Origin of the sequence: Geothrix rubra (genome assembly GCF_030268065.1) — a bacterium.
GTDB classification, from domain to species: Bacteria; Acidobacteriota; Holophagae; order Holophagales; family Holophagaceae; genus Geothrix; species Geothrix rubra.
The window spans coordinates 195,866-210,870 of sequence record NZ_BSDD01000003.1 but is presented as its reverse complement, the minus strand read 5'-3'; the positions used below and the strand labels follow the sequence as shown (position 1 = coordinate 210,870).

Below are 15,005 nucleotides of genomic sequence, written 5' to 3'. Positions count from 1 at the left end.
GGCGACCATGAACCTGAAGCTTGAAGCCGTGAATCTCGTCCGTTGGCTCCATTTCGTGGCCATCGCCACCGGCGGGGGCGCCGCCGTGGTGGCCCTGCTGCTCTCGGGGTTCGAGGAGGGCCGCGAGGACCTGCGCGGGTTGGCCGCCACCGTGTGGTCCAAGGTGGTGGTCTGGGCTTTCCGTCTGGCCCTCATCGCCGGCCTTGTCCTGCTGGTGATGATGATCCAGCACGGCCAGAACCCCTTCCGGAACGGCCACTACTTCCACGTCAAGCTGCTGCTGGTGGTCATCCTGGTGGGACTCTCCGAGATGGCGCCCAAGGCCCTGGCCGTCGGGAAGCGCGGGGCGGCCCTGCTGGTCCTGCTGCTGTTCTTCGCCGCCAGCTTCGTCGTCTACAACAAGGCCCTCTTCGGCCAGGCCCCCAAGGCCGGTCCCGAGATGCCCGCCACCGCCGAGAGCGCCTTCCAGGCCCGCTGACGCTTGCCCTGAACGCAAGACTGCAGACGGAAGACCGAAGACTCAGTCCTCGGGCTCCTCGTAGTCGGCGTTGTGCCGGGGGACCCGCTCCGCGAGCCCGCGAAGCGGGGGAGTGGGAGGACGGCGCGGGGCGGCGTCCGATCGCGGGCCGCCGGAGACGCGTGCGGCCGGGAAGCCCGGCCGCTCAGCGTCCGCCCGGAGGGCGTGGGGCACGGGACCTCAGTCCTCAGGCTCCTCGTAGTCGGCGTTGTGCCGGGGGACCCGCTCCGCGAGCCCGCGAAGCGGGGGAGTGGGAGGATGGCGCGGGGCGGCGTCCGATCGCGGGCCGCCAGAGACGCGTGCGGCCGGGAAGCCCGGCCGCTCAGCGTCCGCCCGGAGGGCGTGGGGCACGGGACCTCAGTCCTCAGGCTCCTCGTAGTCGGCGTTGTGCCACACGTTCTGCACGTCGTCGTTGTCCTCGAGGAGGTCCACCAGCTTGAGGAAGCTGGTGAGCTTGGAGCCGTCCAGGGCCGTGCTGGTGCTGGGGGCCATGATGAGCTTGGCCTCGATCAGGGGCAGCTTGGCGGCATCCACGGCGTCCTTCACGGCCTGGTAGGCCTCGGGACTGGTCTTGATGACCCAGGCGCCGCCCTCGTTGGCCACGTCGTCGGCGCCCGCCTCCAGGGCCACTTCCATGACCTTGTCCTCGGAGACTTCAGGCTCCACCACGATCTGGCCCTGCTTGCTGAACAGGTAGGCCACGGAACCCTGGGCGCCCAGGTCCCCGCCGAACTTGGCGAAGTAGCTGCGCACCTCGGGCGTGGTGCGGTTCTTGTTGTCGGTCATGGCCTCGATCATCACGGCCACGCCGCCGGGGCCGTAGCCCTCGTAGACCACTTCCTCGTAGGTCACGCCCTCCAACTCGCCGGTGCCCTTCTTGATGGCGCGCTCCCAGTTGTCCTTGGGCATGTTGCTGCCCTTGGCCTGGTCCACGGCCAGGCGCAGGCGGGGGTTGCTGCCGATGTCGCCTCCGCCCAGGCGGGCGGCCACGGTGATCTCCTTGAGGATCTTCGTGAAGAGCTTGCCGCGCTTGGCATCGGCCGCGCCCTTCTTGTGCTTGATGGTGGACCATTTGTTGTGGCCGGACATGGGGGGTGCTCCTTGAGTCGTTCGTTCTGCTTTGCTCAGCAGCCGCTGTGCGGTTGCTGAGTTAAGAAATGTGGGGCTTTTCAATGCCTGCGGAATCGGGGCGCAGCGCTGATTCCGCAGCGGGGTTCAACCGCGGAGTGCCCGCCGCGACACCCGCGCGAAGGGCGGGGCCTCCTGGCGGATCATGGGGCGCTCGAGGAGGAACTGGTACCACTGCTCCCCGTAGACCTTCATCTTGAGGGCCTTGCCGTTCTGGAGCAGGTTGCGGTTGGTGACGAGGCGCTCGTCGCCCTTGCACACCCCGAGTCCCTTGTTGAGGATCTCGATGGCCCGGTCGCGCTCGCCCATCTCCACCAGGACGTACGCATAGGTGGCGTAAAGCAGGCTTTCCTTCTTGCCGGCCTTGAGGGCCAGGTCGAAGGTCTCCTTGGCCTTCTTCTTCTCGCCGCGCTTCCACTGCAGGATGGCGAGCATGGCCTTGGCGATGTAGTGCTGCATGGAGGCCGAGGCGAGCAGGGGCTCGGCCTCGTCGTTCTTCTTCCGGAGGTACTGCACCACGCCGATCTGGCCATCGATGCTGCCCTTGACGAGGAACTGCCTCGGCGCGAGCCGGTAGCCCTCCTTCATGACCTCGATGGCCTTGTCGAACTGCTGGCGCTTGAGCAGCTCCCCGGCGCGGGAGAAGATCCCCTCCAGTTCGTTCTGGACCTTGCGGCCCAGCCAGATGAAGATCGCCACGCCCCCGATGATGCCGACGGGCACGCTGATCCATAGGCTGATGTGCAGCAGGGTGGAGAGCAGGATCACGGCGAGGGCGGCGCCCAGGCCGAGCAGGAGGTTGATCACGAAGGCTCCGTTCGGGCGGCCCGCGGACGGGCCAAAGGGCCATTTTATCGGCCCCCGGGGCTTTCCGCCACGCTCAGCTCAGGCGATGACCCCGCTGCGGGCCGGCGCCGTGCGCTTCCGGCGGGCGGGCCGCCGGGCCGGCGCCACTGCGGCGCTCTCCTTCCGGGGCCGCCCCGGGCCGCGCTTGATGGCGGCCTCCTTCGGCTTGGGCGCCTTCCGCACCCTGGCCTTCTTCTCCTTCTTCACACGCTCCTTGCGGACCAGCGCCGCGGCAGCCCGGCCGGTGACCACCACCCGGCTGCCGTCCTTGAGCTTCTTGACCTTGCTGCCCGGCTTCCGGCCCCGCTTCAGCGTCATGGCCAGCGGTGCCTCGTCCAGCAGTTCCTGTTCGAGCTGGGCCTGCAGGCTCATCATCTCCCCGCTGTCCTTCTCGTGGTCGTAGCCGCAGAGGTGGAGGAAGCCGTGGATGACGAGGGTCTCGACTTCGCGCCGACGGCTGACCCCGAACTTCTTGGCCATTTTCTCCGCGGTGGGGAGGCTGATCACGATGTCACCCAGGTGCGGGAACGCGCCCTGCTCCGGCGAGGAGGGGAAGCTGAGCACATCGGTCGTGGCATTTTTTCCGCGATGTTCGCGGTTGAGTTTTCTCATGCCGCGATCATCGACGTAAGTGAGCGAGATACCCTGGGCGTTCGGTGCAAGCCGATTCCGGAGTCCATTCAGCAGCTTTCCCAGCGACTGCTCACCAGGCCCACGCATTTTGCTGCGGCTGGACCAGTCGATCATGAAGGGAATCGCAGTCTGAGACATGGTCAACTCCATGGCGAGATCAAAGAAAGGGAACCCATCATCTGTCGTTTTCCATGGATCGTCAATGACCCATTTCTAGATGCAGGATTTGCATCCATTGTTCCTGATGCGAAGTCTAGATGCCGGACGGCCTTATTCCAATGAATTTGTTCCAGAGATGATGATTTCAGTGGACAAAGGCGTGACATTCACGGGAATGAACCGGCCCGGGCCCGGTCCTGGCATGCTGGACCCATGGCCTCGCCCCAGCTCCCCCTCGACCTTCAGCGTCCCCTGGCCCGGTACCTGGAGCTGCTGGACCGCTGGAACCGGACCCACGCCCTGACGGCCCTCCCCCCCGGCGCGCGCCGGGAGGAGCTGCTGCTGGATGCGGCGGCCCTCCTGCCGTTCCTGGCCTCCCTTCCGGCTGGGGCCCGCCTGGCCGACCTGGGGACCGGCATGGGCAGCCCGGCCGTGGTGCTCGCGCTGGCCCGCCCGGACATCACGGTCCTGGGGGTGGACGCCTCAACCAAGAAGCTGGCCTTCGTCCGCCAGGTCTCGCTGGAATTGCCCGTTCCGAACCTCCGCCCGCTCCACGGGCGGCTCGAGCAGCTTCCGCCCCTGGAGGCGGATCTCGGTGTGGCCAAGGCCCTGGGCTCCCTGGGCCAGCTGGCGGCCTGGTGGGGCCGCCACGGTCGCCCCGGCGCGCCCTTCCTGGCGCTGAAGGGGCCCGAATGGGACCGGGAGCCCCTCCCGGAGGGCTGGGTGGCGGAGCCCCATCCTTACGAACTGCCCACCCGGGGCAAGCGGGTGGTGGTGGTCCTCCGGCGGGCATGAACAGGCCCCCGGGGCGGGGGCCTGTTCATGGCATCGCAGGCGTTACCGGGTGAGGAGATCCCCCATGCGGATCTCCTCCTCGGAGCGCAGCACCCGGCAGGTGGAACTGCCCGGCTCCACGCGGATGACCATGGCCTGCCCGAGGTAGTGGGTGGTGGTCTCGGTGGCCTTGTCCTTCTTGTTCGCCTCTTCGCTGACGGGGAAGGACTTGGACCGGACGGCCAGGAGGACGTCGCCGACCTTGAGGCCGCTGTTGCTGCCCCGGTCGATGATGATCTGGTCGCCGCTGGCGGTGTCGATGCGCGAGTCCCGGCCGAAGACCACCATGGCGGGATCGGAGGCCAGCTTCACCGGGTCGCCGGTGTCCTTCCGCAGCTGCATCGGGATGTTGGCGGGTTCGGTGAACCGGACGAGGTGGTCGCCGATCTGCACGGAATCCATGCAGCGCTCGATGATCGCCACGGAGCCCTTGGCCATGGGAGTGACCACGCGGAGCACGCCGATCTGCTGGATGACGTCGCCCAGGGGCTGCTTCCCGCCACGGGGGCTGCGGAGCTTGGTGGTGACGGTCCTCAGGATCACGAAGCGGTCGCCCTGCTTCACGCCCTGCTCGGTCCCCCCGGTGGTGTAGACGGTCTCCCCCTCACCGAGGTAGCTGCGCTCGCTGTGCTTGTTCCCGGTGATGCGGAAGGCGCCCTGGCTCTTGTAGTGGGCGGCGGCGCCTTCGGGGGCCAGGAAGGGGAGCTGGATGAAGTCCTGGAAGCTGAAGGCCAGTTCCGGCCTCTGCACCACGGTGAGCCCGGAGGGCCGGTTGTCCGGCTGGAGGTCCGTCACGTCCTGGGGGACGCTGGCTGCCGTCGCCACGGACCGGGCGAGGTCGATGACGATGGGGTCCCCGGGATAGATCCAGTGGGGATCCTTGATCCACTGGTTCAGCTCCCAGATCTGGGGCCAGGCGTAGGGATTGCCCAGGTACTTGTTGGCCAGGTCCCAGAGGGTGTCTCCCTTCTGGACGATGTGGCTCTTGGAGCCCTCGGGGAGGTTCAGGGTCTTCGGATAGTCCCAGCGGGAGGCGTGGGGTTCCACCTGAACGGTGCCCGGGGTGGGGGTGGGGGTGGCCTCCTGGGCCTGGAGCCCGGGGGTCACCGCGTTCAGGGCCAACAGGCCCGCCACCAGACTGGGCGCCACCGCAAGGGCGCGCAGCCGGCCAACATGCTGGCGAATGGGCTGGTACATCAGGGTCCCCCTGGGAGGAAAGTTGCGCTGATTATAGGTCCTCGACGCGGATCATATCCGAAAATAATGCCAGGCGGTTGCGGACCTCGTCCTGGGTGATCTGCTCCAGGCGCTCCGTTGAGAACTGTTCCACCGTGAAACTGGCCATCACCGAACCCACCAGGGTGGCGTGCTTGAGGGCGGTGACGTCCTTGCGGTCGATCCAGGCCAGGTAGCCCAGGAAACCGCCGGCGAAGGTGTCGCCGGCCCCCGTGGGATCGAAGACGTCCTCCAGGGGGTAGGCCGGCGCTGCGAAATGGCCTTCGGGGGTGAAGAGGGCCACGCCGTACTCTCCGCGCTTCACCACGAGGACCCCGGGCCCCATGGCCTGGATCCGCCGGTAGGCCTTCAGGAGGCTGTGCTCCTGGGTGAGTTCGCGCACCTCCGCGTCGTTCACGAGGAGGATGTCCACCTCGCGGAGCACCTTCTCCAGGGCGGGGCGGGCCCCGCGGATCCAGTAGTTCATGGTGTCGAGGGCGATCCACTTGGGCCGCTCGGCCATCTGCCGCACCACCTCCAGCTGGAGCACCGGGTCGATGTTCCCCAGGAAGAGGTAGGGGGACGTCCGGTAGCCCGCCGGCAGGTCCGGCCGGAAGTCCGCGAAGACGTTCAGGTGGGTGGCGAGGGTCCGGGCTTCGTTCAGGTCGTAGCCGTAGGCGCCCTGCCAGTGGAAGCTCCGGCCCGGCACCCGCGACAGGCCTGTCAAATCGATGGGGCGGCCCTCGAAGACCCGCATCTGGTCCGGGCCGAAATCCTCGCCGACCACCGCGACGATGCGCACGGGGTGGAAACGGCTGGCGCTCAGGGAGAAGTAGGTGGCGGAGCCGCCGAGGGCCCGCTCCCGGCGTCCGAAGGGGGTCTCCACGTCATCGAAGGCTACGCTGCCGATGGCCAGCAAACTCATGGTTCGTTCTCCGTCCGGGAATCGGGGCTCAGGGCGCCGGGGGGCCGAAATAGAGGAGCCAGGCCTGGTTCCCCCCCATGGGGACCGGTGCCTGGGCATAGCGGGAGACCATGGGGACCTGGCCGCCGTTCAGGAGCTCGAGGAGCGCCTCGTGCAGCTCCGGGGCCGGGCCGAGGATCACCTGCAGGCTGCGCCAGCCCAGGACGCTTCCGTCCTCCAGCCGGTCCTTGAGGCGTTCCACCGCATCCGAGCGGCAGTGACCCCGCAGATCCAGCACGCCGTCGACCTCGAGGGCCATGCCCGCCGCCAGCTGGAAGCGCACGGGGAGGGCCGGGGCCTCCGGCGCCGGCCCCGGCTGCGCCGCGGGTTCGGGGGCGGCCGGAGGCGCGGGCGGGGCCGTCGCCGCCGGGGGCGGCGGGGGTTCCGGGGCCGGAGGAGGAGGCGCGAGTGGGGGAGTCTCGAGGGTCCTGGCCCGGGGGGGGGCGGCGAGGATCGGGGTGCCGATCAGGGGTTTCAGTCCCTTCAGGTCCCCCAGCGCGGCCTCGAAGGTCTCTGGAGGCGGCGGAGGGGCGGGGGCCGGGCTGGGGGGGGCCTCCACCGCCTCGGGGGTGGCCCGGCGGACCGGAGGGGCCGGGCGATGGCCCATGGCGGCCAGGAAGACCGCGTCCTCGTCATCCAAGTCCTTGGGCCCGGAGGGTTTCGGTGCGGGTTTCGGGAGGGCCTTGGGGGGCGGGGCCTTGGGTTCCTCCTCCCCCAGCTGCTGTTTGAGTTTCGCGAGATCCTGCTTCCAGACCATGACCCATCCTTGATCCGTTCAGATTAGGCCATGCCGTGCGGGAGCCAAAGCCCGCCGTTGCAAACCTGCATCGCCGCGGAGGCAAAATACCGCGGATCCGGGGGGCTCAACCGGGGTGGTTCCCCGGGGATCCAAGTCTGCAGGCGGCTTTTCTCAACCTGGCACGTCCTTCGCTCGTAAACTCTCGGACATCGACCCCACCCCGGAGGCCCCATGCGTCGCGCCCTCTTGCTCACCGCCCTCCCCCTGATCCTGGCCTCGGGAAGCGCCCTCCAGGCCCAGTCGCCCCACTTCGGGTTCAGCCTGAACCTGGTCTTCCCCACAGGGGACTTCAACAGCAAATCCTATCCCCCGTACTACAGCCCCTCGGCGGGCTACACCATCCCGACCCAGAAGGAGGGCTACGACCTCGGCCTGGGTGGCACCTTCTTCATGAGCTTCCCCGTGGACCGGAGCCTGGCCCTGCGCATGAGCTTCAGCGGGGCCGCCAACAATGGCACCAACACGGCCCCCGGCGAAGCGACCATCAACCTCCGGCACTCCGAGTTCAACCTCGGCGGCGAGATGGAGATCTTCCCCAACGGCACCGCCTTCCGCCACCGCGGGCTCTACTTCCTGGGCGGCATCTCCGCGGACTTCGAGCAGTTCGACCGCAGTTTCGGCGATCCGCTCTACGACTACACGGACACCACCCGCAAGAGCCGGATGGGCGCGACCGTGGGCTTCGGCCACAGCTTCGGCTACGACGCCGGTGCGCGGTTCAACCTGGAGTTCACCTTCCACAAGACGATCTCCGGCAACAACACCGATGCCGGTGATCCGCCCAGCACGGACTACCTGAAGCTGGGCCTGGGCTGGGTCTTCTGACCGACCCGCAGGTACAGGAAGGCGGCCCCTCCCGGGGCCGCCTTCCGTTTCAGCCCTTCTTCGGGGCCGCCTTCTTCTTTTTCTTCATGGGGCGGGGCAGGGGGGCGGGCTGCTCCTCCTTGCCGAGCAGCGCATCCACCATCCGGGCCGCATCCTTGTTGGCGGGATCCAGCTTCTCGAGCCGGCGGGCGTAGGCGAGGCGCTCGGCCTGGGGCCGGGCCTCGTCGGCCTTCACCTGGGTCAGCTTCCCGGCGACGTAGGGGCCGGGCCCGCCGGCCTCGGCGATCTGGGCCTTCTCGGCGGTCAGGAAGACCTGCCAGTCGGTCAGGGCCTTGGTGGTGCTCACCTTGTCCTGCTGGAGCCGGGCCAGGATGCCGTCGATGTCCGCGAGGGCCTTCTCGCTCTGGGCGATGGCGGCCTTCTGCTCTTCCATGAAGATCCGGAGCTGCTGGCGGAGCTTCATCTGCGGCGCGTCCAGGCCCGGGGCCTCCTCCAGCTCCTTGAGCCGGGGGGCCTGGCTGGCGATGGCCGCCTGGAACTCCTTGAGCTTGGCCTGGTGGTCGGCCCGGGTCTTGGAGAGGAGCGCCGTCGCGTTGGTCAGGTTCTCGTCCGCGGCGGCCTGGGCCCGCTGCAGGTGGGCCACGGCATCCTCCCAGCTGCCCTCGGACACGCAGGCCCGGGCCGCCAGGCTGTGCAGGGCGACCAGGGCATGCATGTCGTTGTAGTCGGAGGGATTCACGGACACGCCCTCCCGGCCCAGGAGGGCCTCGATGCCCTTCCGGACGGCCGGTGCGTCGCCTCGGTCGATCTGGGCCTCCCAGGGGGCCCGCACGTCCTTGAGGCGATCCGTGAGGGACTGGGCGCCGAGGGCGGGGGCCAGGGCGAGGACGAGGGCGAGCAGGGGGAGACGCTTCATCGCCGCCGCCCTACTTCTTCTTCGGGTGGGCCTTGCGGACGGGCTTGGACTCCTTGGCGAAGGGGTCCTTGCCCTCGGTGACGTTGCGCAGGACCTTCTCGGCCATGGGGTTGCCGGGATCCAGGACCAGCAGCCGGTTCAGGAAGCCGGCCTCGTCCTGGGGCGTGGTCAGCTTGGTCAGGTTCTCGTGGTTGCGGAGGACGGCGTCCACCCAGGTCCGGTTGCCCACCACCTTCACCTTCTTCTTGGCCTCCTGGGCGTTGAAGTCGGCGATCTCCTTGGCCTGGCTGGCGATGTTGCCCTTGACCTTGGCCAGATCATCCTCGGCGGCCTTCACCATGCCGTTGGCTTCCGTCACGTTCTCGGCCAGGAACTTGGCCACGGTCTGGGCCTTGGCCTGGTTGTCCTGGTGGAGCTTGATGGTGGCGGCGATCTGGGCGGCCTCCTGCTCCTGCTGACCGGCCACCTTGCCCCGGGCGTTGATGTCGTCGGCTTCCTGCTTGGTCAGCTTCCGCTTGCCGGCGGCCATGTCAGCCTTCACGGCGTCGAATTCGGTGGTGAAGGCCTTCACCTTGGCCAGCAGGTCCGCCTGGCGCGGCTGGTTGGCGGCGATGTAGGCCTGGCCATCGGCCACGGCCTTGTCCCAGACGGCCTGGATGGGGGCCTGGGCCTTGGTCACGTTGTCGCGGATGGCCTGGGCGGCGGCGAGGCGCTTCTCCTGGATCTCCTGGGCCTTCTCCCACTGGCCGGCCGCGATGGCCGTGCTGCCGGCGAGGCGGTACATGGACAGCAGGCCCTGGCCCTGTTCGAGGCTGCGGACGATGGTCTGGAGGTTGCTGCCATCGAAGACGGGGGGCTGCGCAGGGATCAGGGAGGCCGCCTTGTCCATGGCGGCCTTGGCCTGGAAGGTCTTCAGGAGCTGGTTGATGGCCGGGAGTTCGGCGTTGAACTGCTGGCGCAGGTCCACGGGGGCGGGAGCAGGGGCCTGGGCAACCAGCACCAGGGCGGGGAGGGCGGCGAGGATCGTCGGGCGCATGGCGTCTCCAGGAAAGTCCAGCCCACAGGGTAGACGAAAACCCGGGGCCCTGTCCCCGGCTCGGCCCGCTGCCCGGGCGTTGTGACCGATTCAGGGGGAGGTGCGCTTCTCCTCCAACTCCAGCCACTCCAGTTCCAGTTCTTCCAGGTCGGCCTTGGCCTGGGCCTGGTCCGCCAGGGCCGCATGACCCGGACTGTCGGCCCGGAGGAAGGCGGCAGGGTCGGCCAGGATCTCCTCCAGGGCCGCCAGCCGCCCGTGGAGGCCCGCCAGGCCCTCCTCCACCTCGGCCAGCCGGCGCTGCTCCTTCTGGGAGAGGCCGGGCTTCCGGGCCCGCGGCGACTCCTCCCTGGGCTTGGCCTTGGCGGCCGGGGCCACGGGTTGGATCGCCAGGGCGGCGCGCTCGGCCCGCAGGGTCCGGACCGTGGAGGGAGGTCCCTCGTAGAGTTCCCAGCGGACGGTTCCCTCCGGCGTCCAGGCCAGGGTGTGGGTGGCCACCTGGTCCAGGAAGAACCGGTCGTGGCTCACGAGCAGCAGGGTGCCCGGGAACCCCTGGAGGGCCTCCTCGAGGTTCTGGAGGGTGGGGATGTCCAGGTCGTTGGTGGGCTCGTCCAGCACCAGCAGGTCGGCCGGGCTCAGCATGGCCTTGGCCAGGAGCAGGCGGTTGCGCTCCCCGCCGCTGAGGCTCGAGGCCGTGCGCGCCTGCTGGTCCACGGGGAACCCGAAGCGGGTGAGGTACACGTGGGCCAGGACCGTCGAGCCGCCCACGTTCACCACGGAGGCCCGGTCCGCCAGGTTGTCGAGGATGCTCCGGGTCCCGTCCAGCTCCCCGCGCCCCTGGGAGATGGCCGCCACGCCCAGTTTCGGGTGCCGGGCGACCTCCCCGGCGGTGGGCTGCCACTCGCCCAGCAGGACGCGGAGCAGGGTGGACTTGCCGCAGCCGTTGGGGCCCAGCAGGGCCAGGCGCATGCCCCGCTGCAGCCAGAGGTCCAGGCCACCGATCAGCTCCGGCCCGCCGGGATGGGCGAACCGGAGTCCCTCGGTCCTGAGCAGGGCGTCGCTCCGGTTCCCCCCGGCGGCGAAGGCCAGGCCCTGCCGGGTCTCGGTGCGGGTGCGGTCCTCCACCGTGTCCTTGAGGTCGAGCACCTCCTGGATGCGGAGCTTCGATTTCCGCGTGCGGGCCTTGGCCCCCCGACGCAGCCAGGCCATCTCCCGCCGAAGCCGGTTCTGCATGTGCTCGGTGAGGCGGGACTCCCGGAAGGCGCGGTCCGACTTCTCCAGGAGGTAGTCGCTGTAGCCGCCCTCGTAGCTGCGGAGGATGCCGTCCTCCAGTTCCAGCATCCGGGTGACCACCGCATCCAGCAGGTGCCGGTCGTGGGTGATGAGGAGGAGGGCCCCCTCGAAGGCCTGGAGCCAGGCCTCCAGCTTCTCCACCTGGTCGGGGTCCAGGTGGTTGGTGGGCTCGTCCAGCACCAGCACGTCCGGATCCTTGAGCCAGGCCTGGGCCAGGGCCACGCGCTTGCGCCAGCCGCCGGAGAGGGACTCCACGGGAACCTCGAGATCCGCGAGCCCCCAGGTGACGGCCGCCTCCTTGAGCCGGGGCTCCAGGTCCCAGCCCAGGTGGTGGAGGTGGTGCTCGATGGCTTCCAGTTCCAGGTGGAGACGCTCCGCCTCGGCTGCCGGGGCCCCGTGAAGCCGGTCGTGGATCTCCTGGTGGCGGGCCAGCAGGGTCCGATGGTCCGCCAGGGCCGCCTCCAGGGCGGCGCGCACCGTGGCTCCCGGCGCGAAATGGGGCTCCTGGCTGAGGCGCGCCACCCGCAGCCCCTGGGTCATCACCACCTCGCCGGCATCGGGGCTCTCGTCGCCCGAGAGGAGCCGGAACAGGGTGCTCTTGCCCGCGCCGTTGCGGCCGATGAGGCCCACCTTCTCGCCTTGGAAGAGTCCGAGATTCAGTCCGTCGAGAATGGGTGTCGCGCCGAAGCGTTTCGTGACATTGATCAAACTCAGGGCGATGGACGGCACGAATGGCACCTCGGACCTTTCAGAATCCCATGGTTGAGGCGATCCTTGGCCGCAAGATCTCGAGGGTGTCATGAGTCTCCAGGAAGAACTCCAGCTGTCGAAGCTCCCCTCCCCGGGCGTCCAGCTCATGCTGCAGCTCCTGCTCACGCGGGAGGCCATCGTCCGGGTCCAGGAGCGGCTCTTCGAGGCCCATGGCCTGACCATCCAGCAGTACAACGTGCTGCGCATCGTCCGGGGCGGTCCCGCGAAGGGCCATCCCATCTTCGAGATCGAGCGGCGCCAGATCTACCGCTTCGCGAACGTGACCCGCCTCGTGGACCGGCTGGAGGTCCAGGGGCTCCTGAAGCGGGTCCAGGACACCAAGGACCGGCGCGTGAGCCGGGTGGTCATCACGCCGAAGGGCCGGCGCCTCATGGAACGCCTCGAAGGGCCCGTGCAGGAACTGTCCGACCGGATCACCAGCTGCTGCACCGAGGAGCAGTGCCTGGCCCTGGGGGAGCGCCTGGAGAAGTTGAGGGACCACTGCCTGCGGGAGGAGACCCTTCATCCTGCGGTGCCGGAGCCGGTCTCCATCTGATCCAGAAGCTCGAACGCCTCGGTCTCGCCGGGGCCCTCGACCCGGAGCCAGCGGCGGCCGGGCAGGCCCATCCAGAGCGTCCTCGAGGCGGGCTCCCACCACCCCTCCCGGAGGGTCTTCGCGCCAGCGAGGTGGCGGGTCCCCCGCAGCTGGGCCTCGCCGGGGCGGACCGTGGCCTGCACGGCCCAGGAGCCGCCCTGGGCGGGATGCAGGTCCAGGTGGCCGTCGCGGCTTGTCCATCTGGCTCCGGGGAGGCGCAGGCGCAGGCCGTCGGGACCGGTCACCTGGTCGCCCGCCACGCGGACATCGGCGCCCCAGGCGCGGGGGCCCCGGTCCGCCGGGATCCAGCGCAGGCCGGTGAAGGCCAGGGCGGCGCCCTCCCACCCCACGCTGCCGAGGTCCGCCAGGTCGGAATCCCCGAGCTTGATGCGGAAGGCGGAGGCCGGGGCCTGGTCGAAGGTGGGATCCACGGGGACCCAGCGGCGGCCCAGCTCCACCTCCACCCAGAAATGCAGCCCCAGCATGCCGTCCAGGGCCACCCAGCCGGTGACGCCCCGGGCCGGGACGCCCAGGCGGCGGAGCAGGGCCACGGCAAGCACGCCGTGCTCGGTGCAGTCGCCGCGGGGGTGGTGGCAGACCTCCAGGGCGGAGGCGAAGCCCACGCTGAAGTCCTTGTCCGTGATCCAGGTGAAGACGAAGTCGGTCACCCGCTGGGCCAGCTGCCAGCGGCTGAGCCCCGGTGGCAGCGCCATGCGCCGGAGCAGGCCGTCGAAGGCGGGATCCCGGAAGGGCACGAGGGGCGTGGCCGCCAGGTAGGGCGCGTCCCCGGCGGAGGGAGTGCCGGTGACAGGAGGCTCCGCCGCCTCCGCCGGGCTGGGCGCGGCGGCACGGACGAACCGCCACCGCCCGTCGGGGAGCCGGCGCTGCTGGGCGTCCTCCTTGAGGGCCGGGTCGCCCCCCTCGGCCCGCAGGGTGACCTCCTTCAGCCAGGGCAGGAAGGGATGGGGCGGGAGGGTCTGGAGGGTCTGCTCGAAGAACCCCGCGGAGGAGATACCCGACGTCGCCGGCGCGGGCAGCTCGCGGCGCTGCATCAGGAGCGAGAGGCCGCCCAGGTCGCTCTTCTGCCGGACCTCCCCCTCCGTGGGTGAGATCCAGGATTCCAGGGGGGCCTGGGTGTCGCCGTCGATCTCCCGCCCGGCGAATCGCACGGCGTCGGGGAAGCCGGGCAGGGGATCCCGGCCCCTGGGTTCCAGCTCCACCGTGCTCCACTGCTGGGTCGGGAAGGAGAAGGTCACCGCCCGCACGGGCCGGCCCGCCCGGGCCGCCTGCTGGAGCCGGGCGTCCAGGTCCTCGGGCCAGAGGATGGCTCCCTCCGGCACGGCCTTCTCCACCGGCGAACCGTGCTTCGGCTTCAGCCTCAGGATGCCCGGCGTCCGGGGGAACCACTCGGCCTCGCCCTCGAAGGGTTCCTGGGAGAGCTTCACCCGCCAGGTGAAGACGAGAGCCCCGTCCGGCCTGCGCCGGGCGGTCTCCTCCAGCTCCTGCCGGATGGTCATGCCCATGCGGGTGAGGGAGAGCCATTCCCGGCTCTCCACCACCTGGTCCGGCCCCTCCCGGCGGGTGGCCTTCGAGGCGCCCCCCACCTCCTCGCCGGCGATCCACTGGCGGTAGAGCCGGGGTTTCGCCTCCTGCGCCCCCAGGGTCAGACAGGCCAGGAGGACGGACAGCAGGGGGTGGGCGCGCATCCCCCCAGTCTATCGGGGCCCCCGGCTCCGGTAGCCTGGAGGGGTGCTCCGAACCTTCGCCGCCATCGTCCTCAAGGCGTCCCCCTACGCGGAGGGGAGCGCGGTGGTTTCCTTCCTGACCGAGCACGGCGAACGGCTCTCGGGCGTGGCGAAGGGCATCAAGAAGCCCACCGCCAAGTGGGTGGCGGCCTTCGAGCCTCTCGGCATGGTGCAGGTGAGCTTCTTCGGGAAAGAGCAGGCCGACCTGAAGCGCATCACCCGCTGCGACCTGAGGTTCAGCCCCCTGACCCTGGGCCACCTGGAGTCGAGCCTGGTGATGGCCTGCCTGGCGGACCTCTTCGACCGCGTGGCCCGGGAGGGCGTGGAGGACGAGCGCCTCTACCGGCTCCTCAGTGCCTGCGGCCGGGCCCTGAAGGCCCATCCGGACAACGCCCTGGGGATCCTGGCCTATGCGGAGCACTGGCTGCTGCACTGCCTGGGCCTCCTGCCCCATCCCCGGACCTGCGGGCGCTGCGGCCGGGAGGACGCGCCCCTGGCCCTCCTGTCGGAGGAGCAGGGCTGGTGCTGCACGGGCTGCACCGCGGTGGATCCCTCCGAGGCCCTCCCCCCCGGGGCGCGGGAACACCTGCGCCGGCTCCGCACGGCCGCCGCGGAGGAGGCTCCGCGGGTGGATCCGGCGGACGAGGCCCAGCGGGCCGTGACGGCCCTCCTGCGCCAGCGGCTCCTCCGGGAGCTGGGGGGGAGCCTGCGCAGCTACGACGTCCTCTGGCGTCTGGTCTGACAGGATTTGCC

At 69.8% G+C, this 15,005-nt stretch carries 16 protein-coding genes; 5 read left to right on the top strand and 11 right to left on the bottom strand.

The genetic code is table 11. The annotated features are described in order from the left end of the window. Positions 1-7: 7 nt before the first annotated feature. The gene (locus QSJ33_RS08990; RefSeq protein WP_285724756.1) at positions 8-478 is read left to right on the top strand and encodes a hypothetical protein; all 471 of its coding nucleotides are present in this window, start codon (positions 8-10) and stop codon (positions 476-478) included. Between the two features lie 42 nt (positions 479-520). Here QSJ33_RS08990 and QSJ33_RS08985 read toward each other — a convergent pair whose 3' ends face one another. The 4 genes from QSJ33_RS08985 to ybeY form a co-directional block, all read right to left on the bottom strand. After that, positions 521-691, bottom strand: coding sequence for a hypothetical protein (locus QSJ33_RS08985; protein ID WP_285724754.1), 171 nt, complete (start codon positions 689-691; stop codon positions 521-523). A gap of 183 nt (positions 692-874) precedes the next feature. Continuing rightward, the gene (locus QSJ33_RS08980) at positions 875-1,606 is read right to left on the bottom strand and encodes a YebC/PmpR family DNA-binding transcriptional regulator (protein ID WP_285724753.1); all 732 of its coding nucleotides are present in this window, start codon (positions 1,604-1,606) and stop codon (positions 875-877) included. A 126-nt stretch (positions 1,607-1,732) separates the two neighbouring features. Then, a complete protein-coding gene (locus tag QSJ33_RS08975) occupies positions 1,733-2,452 on the bottom strand; it encodes a tetratricopeptide repeat protein (protein ID WP_285724751.1) in 720 nt (239 codons plus the stop codon). Between the two features lie 78 nt (positions 2,453-2,530). After that, positions 2,531-3,211, bottom strand: a complete 681-nt coding sequence (ybeY, locus tag QSJ33_RS08970; protein WP_285725840.1) for an rRNA maturation RNase YbeY — start codon at positions 3,209-3,211, stop codon at positions 2,531-2,533. Between the two features lie 285 nt (positions 3,212-3,496). Between ybeY and QSJ33_RS08965 the strand changes: the two genes are divergently transcribed. Beyond that, complete coding sequence (locus QSJ33_RS08965) at positions 3,497-4,078, top strand: 16S rRNA (guanine(527)-N(7))-methyltransferase RsmG (protein ID WP_285724749.1); 582 nt, start codon at positions 3,497-3,499, stop codon at positions 4,076-4,078. A gap of 42 nt (positions 4,079-4,120) precedes the next feature. Here QSJ33_RS08965 and QSJ33_RS08960 read toward each other — a convergent pair whose 3' ends face one another. The 3 genes from QSJ33_RS08960 to QSJ33_RS08950 are packed head-to-tail and all read right to left on the bottom strand — an operon-like array spanning position 4,121 to position 7,053. Continuing rightward, positions 4,121-5,314 carry a LysM peptidoglycan-binding domain-containing protein gene (locus tag QSJ33_RS08960; protein ID WP_285724747.1) on the bottom strand — a complete coding sequence of 398 codons (1,194 nt, stop codon included), beginning with the start codon at positions 5,312-5,314 and terminating at the stop codon, positions 4,121-4,123. 31 nt (positions 5,315-5,345) lie between these two features. Beyond that, positions 5,346-6,257 (bottom strand): PfkB family carbohydrate kinase, encoded by a 912-nt coding sequence (locus QSJ33_RS08955; protein ID WP_285724745.1) that lies wholly within the window; start codon positions 6,255-6,257, stop codon positions 5,346-5,348. A gap of 28 nt (positions 6,258-6,285) precedes the next feature. Next, positions 6,286-7,053, bottom strand: a complete 768-nt coding sequence (locus tag QSJ33_RS08950) for a hypothetical protein (RefSeq protein WP_285724743.1) — start codon at positions 7,051-7,053, stop codon at positions 6,286-6,288. Between the two features lie 213 nt (positions 7,054-7,266). Here QSJ33_RS08950 and QSJ33_RS08945 point away from each other — a divergent pair, with 213 nt between their 5' ends. After that, positions 7,267-7,920 carry an outer membrane beta-barrel protein gene (locus QSJ33_RS08945; RefSeq protein WP_285724741.1) on the top strand — a complete coding sequence of 218 codons (654 nt, stop codon included), beginning with the start codon at positions 7,267-7,269 and terminating at the stop codon, positions 7,918-7,920. 49 nt (positions 7,921-7,969) lie between these two features. Here the strand turns inward: QSJ33_RS08945 and QSJ33_RS08940 are convergent, their stop codons facing one another. From QSJ33_RS08940 to QSJ33_RS08930, 3 genes are all read right to left on the bottom strand, one after another. Then, positions 7,970-8,836, bottom strand: coding sequence for a hypothetical protein (locus tag QSJ33_RS08940; protein WP_285724739.1), 867 nt, complete (start codon positions 8,834-8,836; stop codon positions 7,970-7,972). A gap of 10 nt (positions 8,837-8,846) precedes the next feature. Continuing rightward, positions 8,847-9,872, bottom strand: a complete 1,026-nt coding sequence (locus tag QSJ33_RS08935) for a hypothetical protein (RefSeq protein ID WP_285724737.1) — start codon at positions 9,870-9,872, stop codon at positions 8,847-8,849. Positions 9,873-9,962: 90 nt separating this feature from the next. After that, entirely contained in the window at positions 9,963-11,891 is a 1,929-nt protein-coding gene (locus QSJ33_RS08930; RefSeq protein ID WP_285724735.1) for an ABC-F family ATP-binding cassette domain-containing protein, read from the bottom strand. A gap of 70 nt (positions 11,892-11,961) precedes the next feature. Between QSJ33_RS08930 and QSJ33_RS08925 the strand changes: the two genes are divergently transcribed. Next, positions 11,962-12,468 carry a MarR family winged helix-turn-helix transcriptional regulator gene (locus QSJ33_RS08925; RefSeq protein ID WP_285724733.1) on the top strand — a complete coding sequence of 169 codons (507 nt, stop codon included), beginning with the start codon at positions 11,962-11,964 and terminating at the stop codon, positions 12,466-12,468. Here the strand turns inward: QSJ33_RS08925 and QSJ33_RS08920 are convergent. Further along, positions 12,435-14,213, bottom strand: coding sequence for a transglutaminase family protein (locus QSJ33_RS08920; protein WP_285724731.1), 1,779 nt, complete (start codon positions 14,211-14,213; stop codon positions 12,435-12,437). The genes QSJ33_RS08925 and QSJ33_RS08920 overlap by 34 nt on opposite strands. Positions 14,214-14,256: 43 nt before the next feature. On the opposite strand from QSJ33_RS08920, the gene recO reads away from it, so the two are divergent. Continuing rightward, entirely contained in the window at positions 14,257-14,994 is a 738-nt protein-coding gene (gene recO / locus QSJ33_RS08915; RefSeq protein WP_285724729.1) for a DNA repair protein RecO, read from the top strand. The last annotated feature ends 11 nt before the right edge of the window (positions 14,995-15,005 follow it).

What these genes read in the sequence shown, in the direction of transcription:
- QSJ33_RS08940 (WP_285724739.1), bottom strand. Translation starts at nt 8,836, where the DNA reads ATGAAGCGTCTCCCCCTGCTCGCCCTCGTCCTCGCCCTGGCCCCCGCC.
- QSJ33_RS08960 (WP_285724747.1), bottom strand. Translation starts at nt 5,314, where the DNA reads ATGTACCAGCCCATTCGCCAGCATGTTGGCCGGCTGCGCGCCCTTGCG.
- QSJ33_RS08965 (WP_285724749.1), top strand. Translation starts at nt 3,497, where the DNA reads ATGGCCTCGCCCCAGCTCCCCCTCGACCTTCAGCGTCCCCTGGCCCGG.
- QSJ33_RS08925 (WP_285724733.1), top strand. Translation starts at nt 11,962, where the DNA reads ATGAGTCTCCAGGAAGAACTCCAGCTGTCGAAGCTCCCCTCCCCGGGC.
- QSJ33_RS08990 (WP_285724756.1), top strand. Translation starts at nt 8, where the DNA reads ATGAACCTGAAGCTTGAAGCCGTGAATCTCGTCCGTTGGCTCCATTTC.
- QSJ33_RS08920 (WP_285724731.1), bottom strand. Translation starts at nt 14,213, where the DNA reads ATGCGCGCCCACCCCCTGCTGTCCGTCCTCCTGGCCTGTCTGACCCTG.
- QSJ33_RS08980 (WP_285724753.1), bottom strand. Translation starts at nt 1,606, where the DNA reads ATGTCCGGCCACAACAAATGGTCCACCATCAAGCACAAGAAGGGCGCG.
- ybeY (WP_285725840.1), bottom strand. Translation starts at nt 3,211, where the DNA reads ATGCGTGGGCCTGGTGAGCAGTCGCTGGGAAAGCTGCTGAATGGACTC.
- QSJ33_RS08955 (WP_285724745.1), bottom strand. Translation starts at nt 6,257, where the DNA reads ATGAGTTTGCTGGCCATCGGCAGCGTAGCCTTCGATGACGTGGAGACC.
- QSJ33_RS08950 (WP_285724743.1), bottom strand. Translation starts at nt 7,053, where the DNA reads ATGGTCTGGAAGCAGGATCTCGCGAAACTCAAACAGCAGCTGGGGGAG.
- QSJ33_RS08945 (WP_285724741.1), top strand. Translation starts at nt 7,267, where the DNA reads ATGCGTCGCGCCCTCTTGCTCACCGCCCTCCCCCTGATCCTGGCCTCG.
- QSJ33_RS08935 (WP_285724737.1), bottom strand. Translation starts at nt 9,872, where the DNA reads ATGCGCCCGACGATCCTCGCCGCCCTCCCCGCCCTGGTGCTGGTTGCC.